At 75.1% G+C, this 12,755-nt stretch carries 12 protein-coding genes; 5 read left to right on the top strand and 7 right to left on the bottom strand.

Features of this window, described 5'->3' with window-relative positions; translation table 11 throughout:
• Positions 1-31 precede the first annotated feature (31 nt).
• From IE274_RS29920 to IE274_RS29910, 3 genes are all read right to left on the bottom strand, one after another.
• The gene (locus IE274_RS29920; protein WP_229909898.1) at positions 32-1,744 is read right to left on the bottom strand and encodes a sulfite exporter TauE/SafE family protein; all 1,713 of its coding nucleotides are present in this window, start codon (positions 1,742-1,744) and stop codon (positions 32-34) included.
• Between the two features lie 62 nt (positions 1,745-1,806).
• Positions 1,807-3,222 (bottom strand): tetratricopeptide repeat protein, encoded by a 1,416-nt coding sequence (locus IE274_RS29915; RefSeq protein WP_190119041.1) that lies wholly within the window; start codon positions 3,220-3,222, stop codon positions 1,807-1,809.
• Position 3,223: 1 nt separating this feature from the next.
• Positions 3,224-4,831, bottom strand: a complete 1,608-nt coding sequence (locus IE274_RS29910) for a DUF4331 domain-containing protein (RefSeq protein WP_190119040.1) — start codon at positions 4,829-4,831, stop codon at positions 3,224-3,226.
• 259 nt (positions 4,832-5,090) lie between these two features.
• On the opposite strand from IE274_RS29910, the gene IE274_RS29905 reads away from it, so the two are divergent.
• From IE274_RS29905 to IE274_RS29895, 3 genes are all read left to right on the top strand, one after another.
• On the top strand, positions 5,091-5,633 hold the full coding sequence (locus IE274_RS29905) for a sigma-70 family RNA polymerase sigma factor (protein WP_190119039.1): 543 nt from the start codon (positions 5,091-5,093) through the stop codon (positions 5,631-5,633).
• Positions 5,630-6,445, top strand: coding sequence for an anti-sigma factor (locus IE274_RS29900; RefSeq protein WP_190119038.1), 816 nt, complete (start codon positions 5,630-5,632; stop codon positions 6,443-6,445). Before IE274_RS29905 ends, IE274_RS29900 begins: the two co-directional genes overlap by 4 nt.
• A gap of 116 nt (positions 6,446-6,561) precedes the next feature.
• On the top strand, positions 6,562-6,834 hold the full coding sequence (locus IE274_RS29895) for a hypothetical protein (RefSeq protein ID WP_190119037.1): 273 nt from the start codon (positions 6,562-6,564) through the stop codon (positions 6,832-6,834).
• Positions 6,835-7,233: 399 nt separating this feature from the next.
• Here IE274_RS29895 and IE274_RS40450 read toward each other — a convergent pair whose 3' ends face one another.
• Positions 7,234-7,512, bottom strand: a complete 279-nt coding sequence (locus IE274_RS40450; protein WP_373305781.1) for a helix-turn-helix domain-containing protein — start codon at positions 7,510-7,512, stop codon at positions 7,234-7,236.
• On the bottom strand, positions 7,425-8,777 hold the full coding sequence (locus tag IE274_RS40445) for a zinc-binding dehydrogenase (RefSeq protein WP_190119035.1): 1,353 nt from the start codon (positions 8,775-8,777) through the stop codon (positions 7,425-7,427). Before IE274_RS40445 ends, IE274_RS40450 begins: the two co-directional genes overlap by 88 nt.
• 279 nt (positions 8,778-9,056) lie before the next feature.
• Here IE274_RS40445 and IE274_RS29880 point away from each other — a divergent pair, with 279 nt between their 5' ends.
• Complete coding sequence (locus tag IE274_RS29880; RefSeq protein ID WP_190119034.1) at positions 9,057-9,683, top strand: MFS transporter; 627 nt, start codon at positions 9,057-9,059, stop codon at positions 9,681-9,683.
• 163 nt (positions 9,684-9,846) lie between these two features.
• Positions 9,847-10,587: an MFS transporter gene (locus IE274_RS29875; RefSeq protein ID WP_190119033.1), complete on the top strand. Its 741-nt coding sequence runs from the start codon at positions 9,847-9,849 to the stop codon at positions 10,585-10,587.
• Positions 10,588-10,692: 105 nt separating this feature from the next.
• On the opposite strand, the gene IE274_RS29870 is transcribed toward IE274_RS29875, so the two are convergent.
• Positions 10,693-11,886, bottom strand: coding sequence for a type ISP restriction/modification enzyme (locus tag IE274_RS29870; protein ID WP_190119032.1), 1,194 nt, complete (start codon positions 11,884-11,886; stop codon positions 10,693-10,695).
• A gap of 76 nt (positions 11,887-11,962) precedes the next feature.
• Positions 11,963-12,712 carry a GntR family transcriptional regulator gene (locus IE274_RS29865; RefSeq protein WP_030356155.1) on the bottom strand — a complete coding sequence of 250 codons (750 nt, stop codon included), beginning with the start codon at positions 12,710-12,712 and terminating at the stop codon, positions 11,963-11,965.
• Positions 12,713-12,755 lie beyond the last annotated feature (43 nt).

Genomic DNA, 12,755 nt, shown 5'->3' with positions numbered 1-12,755 from the left:
TCGCAGCCGTGCGATTCTCCACAAAAGTAGCTCAACCGAGCGCTGTTGCGGCCCCTTTGAACACCAATCCACACCCCAGGGCGAGGACCACGCACGCGGACCCCAACGGCGCGAGCCGCCGGGTGACCGAGGCGAGCCGCATCCGCCCCGCCCGCTTCCGCCCCGCCACCGCGGCGACCCGCGCCCCCAGCCGTACGACGAGGAACCCGGCGGCCGTCAACGTGAGCGCGAGTCCCGCGCCGTAGGCCACCACGAGCAGCAGCCCGAACCAGGCCTCACCGAGGGCGGCGGCGCCGACGAGGACGACGACGGCGGAGGGGCTGGGCACCAGGCCACCGGCGAAGCCGAGGAGGAGGGTGCCGCGGCGGGTGGGGGGTGCGGGCGGGTGCGGGTGGTCGTGCGGATGCTCCTGGCCGACCGGGTGCTGGTGGCCGTGTACGTGCTCGTGGCCGTGCCCATGGCCGTGGAGATGCCCGTGCCCGTGACCGTGCGCATCCCCCTGCGCGTGGCTGTGCCCATGGGCGTGACCGTGACCGTGGGCCCGATGGCGCCAGGCCCTCCGCACCAGGACGGCTCCCGCGCCCGCCACCAGGAGCCCGCTGGCGACGCCGAGCCAGGCCACGACGGAGGGGGCGGCGGCGGAGCCGCCCGCGACGAGGAGGCCGAGGGCGACGACGCCCAAGGTGTGGGTGACGGTGACGGAGGCGGCGAGGGGGAGGACGTCGCGGAGGGAGGCGGTGCCGCGGGCGGCGGCGGTGGCGGCCATGAGGGTCTTGCCGTGGCCGGGGGCGAGGGCGTGCAGGGCGCCGAGGAGCAGGGCGGTACCGAGGGCCACGGCGGCGAAGGTCCAGGTGAGGTCGTGCCGGGCGACGAGACGGGTGAGGGCGTCGGTGGCGGCACGGGGGAGGGCGGAGGCGGGCGGGGCGGGGTCGGCGGCGAGGGCGGGGCCGCCGGGGCGGACGCGCAGGGTGGCGGAGGTGGTGTCGGGCGGGGCGGAGGTGAGCTGCTTCGGGTAGCGGGTGAGGGCGCGGGAGGGGGAGGCGGCGGGGACGTCGGTGCGGGTGAGGGTCATGCGGTCGCCGCGGGCGGTGATCTCGCGCCAGCCGGGGGCGGGTTGGCGGGCGGAGCGGAAGGTGAGGGCGAGGTTCTTGCCGCGGGGCAGCGGGGCGGCGAAGCGGCACTCGAGGCGGACGGTGGGGAGCCCGGCCTGCCCGGTACGGAGGAGGGCGCGGGCGCTGCGGGCCGCAAGGGGGACGGGCCGCCCACCGAGCCCGACGCGGCTGCCGGCGGCGGCCTCACGGCACCGCTCGGCGGCCCAACGGGCCTTCCCCGCCCGCTTGATGCCGGATTCGGCCTGAGAGGCGGGAATCTCGGCGAGGTCCTCGACGTGCTCGACGCGGAGCCGACCGGGGGCCAGGGTGAGGGCGTCGTGCTGATTGAGGGTGAAGTTGCCGAGGGGGTGGGCGGCGGCGGGGGCGGTGGGGAGGGCGAGGGCGCAGCCGAGGGCGACGAGGGCGAGGACGAGGCCGCGGCGGGCCCAGGAGGAGGCGGTGCCCCGGGACCGGGTCCTGCCCGGCCTGCGCCGCGTGAGCTGCCCACGCGGCCCGCCCCGGCCGGGGGGTCCGATGGGTGCGGCCCGTCCGGTCTGTCGGGACCCTCCGAACCACCCGAACCGTTGGCCCCCGACGCGCACAGGCCGCCGGACTCGCTCGTCCCCCGCGAGGCGGCGGGCCAGGGCAGCCACCCACCGGGCGGTACGTGACAGGAACGCCCCCCACCAGACCGCACCGGCCCACGAAACAGCCCTCATCCCAATCCCTCCAACAGTCGCCCGGCCTCCCGGGAACCCACGGGAGAGAAGCCGGAGTTGAGCCGGACCGCGGCACTCAGCCAGCGCCGCGCCTGCGAGGTGGAGCCGTGGCGCAGCTCGATCACCCCGCGGTGATAGAAGAAGGACGCCTCACGGAACCCCGTGGCAGTGGCCCGCCGCGCGTACCGCAAGGCTTCGTCGTCCCGCCCCACGGAGTGGAGAGCCCACCCCAGCGCGTCGGCGGTATGCACCGTGCGCCGCCGCCCCCACTCGGCCCGCGCGGCGGCCAACGCGGCCTCCGCGTCCCCGTGGTCGACCGCGGCGAGCGCCGTATCCAGATCAGGGTTGACCCCGTTCGCCCGGGCCAGCCGAGTCCAGGCCCGGACCAGCCGGTACTGCTCGCGAGCCCGCCCCAACTCCCCCCGGGACTCGTACAGTTCCCCGAGAGCGACCAGCGCGCCGGGCAGCGGCTGCCGTGCCACGGCCCCCCGCAGATCCACGAGGGCCGCGCCCACCTGCCCCCGGGCGGCCCGCACCCGCCCCCGCGTCTCCAACGCGGGAACGTAGGAGGGGTCGGCCCGCAGCGCGACGGCGCACCGCCGCGCGGCCTGCGCGTACTCCCCCTGCCGCCAGGCGAGTTGGGCCAGCGCCGTGGCGACGTACGCGACATCACCGGGCGCCCGCGCGGAGGTGAGCGCCCGCTCCAGGACGCGCCGCGCCGCGCCGACGTCCCCGCGCAGCTCCCGCACGTACGCGTAGCGCGTGAAGACGGGAATGCCGGGCCGCCGCGCGTCGGCGGTACGTGCCGCGCGCAACGCGCGTGCGTACGAGCCGAGTTCGACGAGGGCGTCGATGCGGGTGGCGAGGGCGCGCTCGCTGTAGGGGTTCGCGGCCAGCGCCCGGTCGGCGTACCGCAGCGCGCCGGAGAAGTCGTGCCGCGCGGCGGCGAGGGCGCCGAGCCCGGCGAGGGCACCGTCGTGACCGGGCCGGAGACCGAGCGCGCGGTCCAGGGCGTGCTCGGCCTCGGCGTACCGGGTGGGGTCGGCGTGCGTACGGGCCTGCTCGACGTACGCGGACCCGAGCGCGGCCCAGGACGCGAAGTCCCGGGGCCGCGCCCGCACCCGCTCGCGCAGCGCGGACACGTTGCGGTCGAGGTCGCCCGAGCGCAGCCCGGTGGGCGGCGCCGCGTACGGGGCGGGCGGGGCGGCCGCCACCGACGGCCGCCCCTCCTCCCGCAGCCCGCCGACCACCACCGCCCCCGCGGTCAGCACGACCGCGAGCACGACAACGGCCCCGAGCCGCCACCCGAACCGCCGCCCGGCACCACCCGACGGCTCCCCGACCGGGGTGCCGTCGAGCGACACCCCGGCCGACCCACCGCCACCCCGGACGGAACCACGGCGGAGCGTCATCTCAGCCTCCCGCCACCCCGGACCCGCGACCCCGCGGACCCGCGCCGCCGCCGCGCATGCGCCACCAGACCAGGCCGAGGGCCAGGAGCAGCAGGCCGGCGCCGCCGGCCGCGGCGGAGGCGACGAGGACGGTGTCGGAGGAGCCGTCCGTGTCACGGGCCGCTGTGGCCGGTGCGCCGCCGGTCAGGGCGTCGCGCGGGCCGCCGGGCGCGCCGGAGCCGTCGTCCGAGCCGGAGCGGGCGCCCTTCTCCGCCAGCGGGCCCCGCGAGCCCGACGTGGGCAGGGCCACGTACGGGAAGGACCGGCCGAACGCGCGGTCGTTGGCGTTGACGGCGTCGCCCAAGTCGTTCTTCTGGCCGACGAGTTCGCCCTGGACGACCTGGAGGGAGATGTCGAGGACGTCGTCGCTGAGGCGCCGCCCGTTGGGGTAGCCCGCGTTGTCGCCGTCGAGGACGCCGAGCCGCTTCGGCGACGCGGTGGGCTTGACGGAGGTGTTGAGGCGCAGCGCCTCGGCGGGGCGTACGTTCGGCGGCTGGTTGAGGCCCTTCACGCCGGTGAGGAACACCGACACCAGGTCGTCGCGGGGCTCCTTCGGCGCCTTGATCTTGTAGATCGACTCGATCAGGCGCGGCAGCTCCGGCTTGGTGACGTACGGCAGGAAGTCCGCGTCGTTCCAGGGCGCGGACGCGTTGAACTTGTCCTTGTCCTTCATGGGCACGACGACCTCGTTGACGAGCGGCGCGCCGAGCCGGGAGACCTGCGTCCACTTCCCGGCCGCGTTCTTGCGCTGCGTCGTCGACCAGACGCCGACGGTCGGCTGCTTCTCGGACTGCCGGATCGAGGCGGACGGCACCTGCAGGGCGACGGAGTTGACGTTGTACCCGGCGAGGGTGTCACGCCCGACCTCCGACAGATCGCCCCCGTACAGCAGGTCGAACACCCGCAGGTCCAGGAAGAACGGGTCGTCGGCCTGCCCGGCGAACGCCGTGTTGCCACCGGGCAGCTTCCGTACGGCCTGGTCGCGCAGCTTGCCGTAGTCGGGCATGGAGGCCTTGCCGACGTGGCTGGGCGCGACCGGCAGATCGTCGGCGACCTTCTTGGTGGAGACGGCCTTCTGGTCCTTCAGGCGCAGCAGGTCGATGTCGTACGTCTGCGTGACGTTCAGGTCGGGGTCGTCCAGGGACGTGACGGGCCCGCTGTTGTAGAGGAACGTGTCCCCGTTCTTCGTACGGGTGTCGAAGGTCCAGCGGTACAGCAGGTCGCCCTGCGCGTCGCCGTCGCTGTCGATGTGCACGTCGTACTGGGCGTCCTCGGCGAACGTGTAGAAGTTCGGGCCGCCCGCCGGCTCCGAGAACGGCAGCCAGTTCGCGACGATCGTCGTGGTGTCGGCCTTGTCGGGGCTGACGAACGCGTACACGTCCGTGTTGTCGTACTGCGGCTGCCCCGAGATCAGCGGGGCCTCCCGGTGGCTGGAGGCGCGGGCCGCCTCCGGTTCGAGCGTGCCGGTCCCGGCGGCTGCGAGCCCCCCGGCGGCCAGCACACCGCACACGAGCCCGACGATGCCACGGGTGTTCCGTCGCCTCGTGCGGCTCCTCGCGACTGCTGTCATCGCGTCCGTCCTCACTGTCGGTGTGGGTTGTTGTGGCGGATGTGCCGCGCGCGTGGCCCGGGCGCGGTCCGTCTGCCCCGCCATTCGGCGCCGCGCCCCGCGCGGATTGGCACCAATCCCGCGCGAGGTCTCGCACCGAACCCCCACCGCGTCCAGAATTGGGCGCCCGGGGGAGCGGGAAACGGCCGGGGACGTGGGCCGGGGCCACCGGGAGAGGCCTGCGGAGGGCAAGGAAAAGGCAGGAAAATAGGGGGACTCGGTGGACGCTGACGCACTGCTGCCCCTGGTGGCCCGCGGCGACCAGAAGGCGTTCGAGGAGTTGTACGGACTGGTGTCCGGGCCCGTGTACGGACTGGTCCGCAGAGTGCTCCGCGACCCCGCACAGTCGGAGGAGGTGGTCCAGGAGGTGCTCCTCGAACTGTGGCGCACCGCCGCCCGGTACGACCCGGCGCGGGGCTCCGCCCTGTCCTGGATCCTCACGCTCGCCCATCGCAGGGCCGTCGACCGGGTCCGCAGCGCGCGGGCCGCGAGCGACCGCGAGCAGCGCGCGGCCCAGCGCGCCGAGGCGCCCGCCTTCGACCAGGTCGCCGAGGAGGTCGAGGGCAGCCTGGAGCGGGAGTGGGTGCGCCGCTGCCTGGAGCGGCTCACCGACCTCCAGCACCAGGCCGTGACGCTCGCCTACTACGACGGCTACACCTACCGCGAGGTGGCCCGGCGCCTGTCCGTGCCGCTCGGCACCGTCAAGACCCGCATGCGGGACGGCCTCCTGCGGCTCCGCGACTGCCTGGGCGCCGCCGCATGAGACAAACGGGCACCGGCCCCCTCGGCCGCATCCGGCTGTACGTAGGCGGCCTGCGGATCGGCCGCACCGTGCACTCCCTCGCCGTGCCGTACGCCCTCGACGCCCTCGACCCGCAGGAGACCCGCCGTTTCGAGCGGCACCTGGAGGGGTGCCCACGCTGCACCGACGAGGTGCGCGCGCTCGCCGCCGACACCGTACGCCTGGCACACGCCGCCTCCGTCCCGGCGCCGCCGGACCTGCGGGACCGCATCCTGACCGCCGTGCGCGCCACCGAGCAGGAGGCTCCGGAGCCCGTACCGGTGGTGCGGGAGCGCGGGGGCGCCCCGGCGCGCGGCCGTGCCCCCGTCCTCGTGGCGCTCGCCGCGTCCGCCGCCGTCCTCGCCCTCGTCGCCGTCGGCGTCCTCGTCCTCGCCCTCGGCCGCGCCGACGACCGGCTCGGCGAGGAGCGGGCCGCCACACGTGAGATCGCCCACGTCCTGGCCGCGCCCGACGCCCGCGCGGCCGCCACCAGGGACGCCGACGGGCGCGGCCTCGGTGTCGTCGCGTCCCGCGCGCGGGGGCAGGCCGTGGTCGCGCCGTCCAGGCTCGGCAGCCCGCCCGACGGCCGGGACCATCAACTGTGGGTGATGCGTGCCGGGGCGGCACCCCGCTCCCTGGGCCTTCTCGACGGCGAAACGCCGGTCGTCACGGACGATCTGAACGGGAAGGCAAGCTCACTCGCTGTCACCGTCGAACCCGACGGGGGATCGGTGCGGCCCACCACCGCACCGGTTGTCCAACTCACCCTGAAATCAGTTGGATTCGGAGAGTAATCGTCAACGTCCTTATGGGGAAGGTGAATCCTGCGACCGGGATACACGAGTGTCATGGCGGGGCGATAGGGTTAACCTGCCCTGGGCCGGGTGCCCTCGTACGGGTGGGGAGTGACATGGAACAGATAACAGTGCGCAGTAGGGCGAGGGTCCCTGCGATCACTTGTGGGAGCGGCGCGACCAGTTCGCGTCTCGACCGTCATCTCTCGGTGCTGGGCGGTCCCGCCGTCCCGCAGCGCGAGGCGGCCGAGGCGACGCTGCTGATGCGCGAGCTCACCTCGCGTGACGTCGCGCACGACCGCAGCGGCGGCAGGCGCGCACGCGTGCGCCGGGTGTCGCTGTTCGCACCGCTGCGGCGGTTGCGGCGTTCGCTGTTCGGCAGCCACTAGTTTCTGGCGTGGGCGCCCTGGTCTCGGGCCGTGGCGTCCCGCCGTCCTCCCCTTCTTCGTTCTTCTCCCGCCCGCCCACCCCGTCTGTCCTGTCGCTGCTCGCGCTGTCGCATGGTGCCCGTGGGGCGGGGTGCCGCCGATCGGCCTGCGGCCTCGTCCTCAAACGCCGGACGGGCTGAAAACTCTCGCCCTGGTCCTCACGTGGCGGGCGGGTTGAAATCTCTCGTCCTGGTCCTCACGTGGCGGGCGGGTTGAAATCTCTCGTCCTGGTCCTCACGTGGCGGGCGGGTTGAAATCTCTCGTCCTGGTCCTCACGTGGCGGGCAGGCTGAATTCCCTCGCCCCCGTCCTCAAATGCCGCACGGGGTGAAATCCCGCCCTCGCCCTCGTTCGCGGCGCCTCAGTCGGCTTGCAGGTTCAGGTGGGGCAGGTCGCCTCGGGACGCGACGCCCAGCTTGGGGTACGCGTTGTAGAGGTGGTAGCCGACTGTTCGGGGGGACAGGAACAGGTGGGCGCCGATGTCACGGTTGGACATTCCTGTGGCGGCCAGGCGGACCACCTGGCGTTCCTGAGGGGTGAGGCGGGCCGCCGTCAGGTGGTCCGGGCGCTGCGGGGACCTGCTCTCGCCGGTCGCGCGCAGTTCGGCGCGGGCCCGTTCCGCCCAGGGTGCCGCCTCCACCTGTTCGAACACGTCCAGCGCCGCCCGCAGCGGGCCGCGGGCCTCGCTCCTGCGGCCCGCCCGGCGCAGCCACTGGCCGAACAGGAGCCGGGTGCGGGCCCGCTCGAAGGGGCGGCCGTCGTCGGCGTGCAGCCGCAGGGCCTCCTCGTACGCCGCGTGCACGGCGTCGGCGTCGGTCGCTCCGCCGCCCGCCCCGGCGGTCCCGGCCGTCCCCGCCTCGGCCGGCAGCCCCCGGCAGCGTGCCGCGATCGCACGGGCCCAGGGTGCGCCCGTGTGCCCGGCCCACTCGGTGTACCGCTCGGCCAACTCCCGTACGGAGTCGGCCTTTCCGTTGCGGACGGCGGCCTCGACGTGGTCGGGGACGTGGTGACGGCCGGTACCAGCGTGCCGTCCGCCGCCCCGGCGAGCGCCCGCTCCTGGAGGCCGCGCAGGCCGCCCGGCACCCGCAGGAGCCGGGGGCCCAGCGCGTACGTGGCCGTCAGGAGCTTGTCGTGCAGGTCCTTCGACGCGAATTCCGTCGGGGTGCCGGACGACCAGCCGTAGACGACGAACTGCCCGCCGGGCCCGAGGAGTTCCAACGCCGCACGGCCCGCCGCGCCGCCCACGCTGTCGAAGGCCACGCTCACCGCACGGCCGCCGAGCCCGGCGCGCACCCGGTCCGCCCAGTCCGGCAGGGTGTAGTCGACGGCGACGTCCGCGCCGAGCGCCCGCACCCGCGCCACCTTGTCCGGGCCGCCCGCCGCGGCCACGACGGTCGCGCCGACGTTCTTCGCCGCCTGCACGAGGAGCGTGCCGACGCCGCCCGCCGCGGCGGTCACGAGGACCACGTCGTCCGGCCCGGGCGCGGCCACGTCCAGGACGCCAAGGGCCATCCGCCCACTGCCGACCATGGCGATCGCCGCCTCGTACGACAGGGAGTCGGGCAGCGGGAACAGCGCCTCCGGCTCGCGGACCGCCAGCTCGGCGTAGCCCGCGTTGACAAGCCCGAGATGCGTGACGACCCGGCGGCCGGGCCACTCCTCGCCGACGCCCGCGCCGAGCCGGTCCACGACCCCGGCGACCTCGCGGCCCGGCGTGACCGGCAGCTCCGGCAGCGCGAAGGGCAGTTCGTCGCCCGCGCCGCGCTGCAGGGCGGTGTCGAGGAGGTGGACTCCCGCGGCCCGTACGGAGATCCGGACCTGGCCGGGTCCTGGCTCCGGGTCGGGCACCTCTTCGTAGCGGAGTTGCCCGGGGCCGCCGAAGGCGTGGATGCGGATGGCGTGCACGGGATGTCCTTCCAGGTGGGAGGGGTGGTGCGGTGCGGCTGGTGCCGACATCCAGGAAGGTATGCGGGCGGTCCGCACGGTCGCCTCTGTCGGATGACTGGGGTGGGGCGACTGGGGTGGGGCGACTGGGCAGGGGGAGCGGCGACCACCGCACCGCCACATACGAACCGCCCAGCGCGGCCAATCACCCGGCACACCCCGGTCAGCGGCCAGGCACCCGGCACACCCCAGTCATCCGACAGGGGCGACGCCCCCCGCCCCCTTCCTAGCGTCGGCCCCATGGCTCAGCACATTCCCGCATCCACCCGCACCCCGCCGCCCGACGGCGCTCCGCCCACGCGTTGGGTGCCCGTCGCCGTGATGGCGCTGGCGATGCTCATGGTCACCCTGGAGATCAGCCTGACGGCGGTGACGCTGCCCGCGATGGGCGACGACCTGGACGTCGGCTCCTCGTCCGCCCAGTGGGTCCTGCTGGCGTACACGCTGCCCACCGCCGCGCTCGCGATCCCCGCGGGGCGCTGGAGCGACCGCGTGGACCTGCGCGCCCTGTTCCTGCTCGCCGTGCCCGCGATCGGCCTGACCAGCGTCCTCGCGGCCTGTGCGCCGAGCCTGCAGGTCCTGCTCGCGGCCCGGGTGCTGCAGGGCGTGGCGGGCGCGCTGGTCGGCGCGTTCTATCTGCCGGTGGTCGCCGCGAGCGTGCGGCCCGAACAGCGCGGACGGGCCATGGGGTTCGTCGCCACGGTCATGCCGATCGGGTCCATGGGCGGCTCGTCGCTGGGCGGGGCGGTGGTCGACGCGTACGGCTGGCGGCCGGTGTTCCTGCTGAAGATCCCGGTGCTGCTCGTCGTGTGGTGGCTGGGGGCACGCCTCATCCCGCGCACGGACAAGGGTCTAGGGCGTTTCTGACGGCTCTTGAAACCGTCAGATGGCTGTCACGGGTGTGGGCGCCGGGGCGAGCAGCACCTCGCGGGGCAGCTCCCGTTGCGCCGACGATCTCCCTGGCGGCCGACCAAGAGCCATCAGAAACGCCCTAGCGGCGCCCGGCCGTTCGCTGGTCGGGGACGGCGTGGTGCTCGGCGTCGCCGTGACCGCGCTGCTCCTGGCCTTCGGCCGGATCGAGGCGGACGCGCCCGGCACGGCCACGTTGTCCGGCCTCGTGGCCGTCGCGGGCGCCGTGGCCTGGGCGCGGCTCGGCTCGGCACGCCCCGTCCTGGACCTGCTGCGCCGCCGCGAGGTGGGACTGCCCGTCCTCTCCCTCTTCCTCAGCGGCACCTTCGTGGGGCTCTCCTACTTCCTGCTGCCGTACTACGTCTCCGACGTGCTCGACGCCGGAGCGTCCCTGACCGGCGTGGCCATGGTCTTCTTCATCGGCGCGGTCGCGCTGACGGCGCCGCTGAGCGGGGCGCTCGCCGACCGGCTGCCGCCGCGGCTCGTGGGGGCGGTGGGGGCCGGGCTGTGCGGTACGGGCGTCCTCAGCATGGTGACCCTCGGCCCCGACGCGGGCCTGTGGGACATCGGCTGGCGGCTCGCCGTCGCGGGCGCCGGGCAGGCCCTGTTCGGCACCCCCGTCAACGCCGGGATCCTCACCGCGACCCCGGCGCACCTCGTCGGCACGGCGGGCGGCGTCGGCAACACGTCGCGTACGCTGGCGTTCGCGGTCGGCCCGGCGATCGCCGCACTCGCGTACGGCATCGGTGGCGGCGGAGAGTCCGGCTTCCACCTGGGCGTGGTCGTGCTGGTGGTGCTGCAGGGGCTGAGCCTGGTGGCGCTGCTGCCGGGGGCCGGGGCGGGGCGCGCTCCGCACACGTGACGGCGGGCGGCACGTCGCAGCGGGATCACAGAGATCGCAGGGGCCATAAGGGCCATAAAGGTCACGGGAACGGCTTCCTCGGCGGGCACCGGAAGCCACCCCCCCCTACAGCAACGCGAACTGCCCCTCCGGCCCCTCCTCATGGTGATCCAGCACCGAAGCGGGCCGCCGCGCGGCCCCCGGCACCGGCAGCACCCCCGCCGCCCGCAGCTCCCCGGCCGTGATCCGCCCCCCGTCCCCGACGGCGAACGGCTCCTCCTCGGCCAACAGCGCGAGGACCGTGACCAGTTCGAGGAGTTGCGACGTCCACTCCTGGGGCCAGGCGGACGGCCGGACGGCCTCCAGGGAGCCCGGTTCCGCGTCGGCCACCCGGCGGTCGAACCACAGCTCAAGGACCCGGACGCCGCTCACCCGGAAGTCCCAGGCGCCCGCGGGCACGGGGGAGATGACGCCGGTCTCGTCCACGAGGAGGGCCTCCTCGTCCGGGTCGTAGGTGAGGGCGCGGGGCCTGGCGGGGAGCGGGGCCCGGACGTAGGGGCGGCGGCCGCCGGGGAGTCTGGGGCGGTCGCCGCCCGCGCCGCGCAGGTGCAGCCACAGGAGCCGACGTCCCGCCGCGACGCCTCGCGCCCACGCCTGGGCATCGGAGGTCAGCGGCACCGCGCAGCCCGACGGCGACGCCTGGGCGGCGGCCAGGGTCCACGCGAGGACGTCGCGGGCGGTGACCTCGGTCCCGTACAGCCGGGTGAGGTGGCTCAGCAGGCCCGGCGCGAGGTTGGGTTCGACGCCGCCGGGGCGGCGGAAGAGGGGGCGGATGCGGCCGGGGCGGCCCGCGGGGGAGCGGCCGTCGGGGAGCACGGCGGACGCGAGGACCGGGGGGCCCGTGCCGTCGGCCACGTACCCCTGCTCGGTGAGGAAGAGCTGTCCGGCGCCGCGAACGCGCCACAGTTCGGGCCGGGCCACGTCGAGCAGGCGGTGGTCGGGGATCAGCCACTGCTCGTCGAAGGGGCCGTGCAGCACACGCACCGGCTCGGGGCAGGGGCCGGACGCGCGGGCGAGGCGGACCGTGGCGCCGTGGCAGCCGGGCAGTTGGGCGACGGCGGTGTGCAGGGTCCGGGACCGGGTGGGCCGCAGGAGCGCCTCGCGGCCGGCGGCGTCGGCCCGGACGAAGGCGTTCCAACGGGCCTTCAGGGACGCCGGGTCCGGCGCCATCGGCCACCCGCGCCCGGGCCTGAGCGGCGCGATGGACCACGGCAGGAGATCCGCGAGCAGCGGCGCTTCGTCGTGCGTCACGCCCGGCATCGTACGACGGGCACGGCGGGAGCCATCAGGTCGCGTCGCGGATGCCGGGCGTCGGCCGGGCCCGGGGCGCCGGTGATCAGGTCGCGTCCAGGGTGACGGTGAAGGAGAAGCGGTCGCCCCGGTAGTGGATGCGGGCCACGTCCAGAGCCCGGCCCTGGTCGTCGTACGTGATGCCCGTGTAGTGCAGGATCGGGCTCAGGAGCGGGACTTGGAGGAGGCGGGCCGTCTCGGGGTCGGCGAGCGTGGCCTCCACGGTGTCGGTGATGCGGGAGATGGCCACGCCCACCACGTCCCGCAGGACCTTCGTCATCGGCCACCGCTCCAGATCGGCGGGGTCGACGCGGTCGGCGAGGTCGGGGCGGATGTGGTTGCGGGCGTGGTTGGTCGGCTCGCCGGTCTTGGTGTCGCTGCGCAGCCGGTGGTACGTGGCGACGCGGTCCACGTCCGGGAAGTACTCGGCGAGTTCGGCGGGCACCGGCTCCTGCCCCTGGGACAGGAGCTTGGTGTCCATGCCGGACTGCTGGGCCACGATCGCGTCCACCGAGCCGAGGAGCCGCACGGGCGAACCGCGCTGCACCCCGGGCTCGATGAACGTGCCGCGCCGCCGGTGCCTGCTGATCAGGCCCTCGTCCTCCAGCTCCTTGAGGGCCTGCCGCATGGTGAGCACGCTGACGCCGTAGTGCCCCGCGAGCTGCTCCTCGGTGGGCAGGCGCAGCGGGGCGTCGGGCGCCCGGCCGAGTATCGAGGCGCGCAGCGACTGCGACACCTGATACCAGAGAGGCAGCTTTCGGTTCAGGACGATCGAGTCCGGGGCGAAAGCGGTCACGTGGAACTCCGTACTCCGGTGACGAGGCGGACAGCGGCCGGAA

The sequence above is a fragment of the Streptomyces flavofungini genome (genome assembly GCF_014650815.1).
Classification (GTDB): Bacteria; Actinomycetota; Actinomycetes; order Streptomycetales; family Streptomycetaceae; genus Streptomyces; species Streptomyces flavofungini.
Note: the sequence above shows the minus strand (reverse complement) of the source record. Positions and strands in the feature narration are given on the sequence as shown.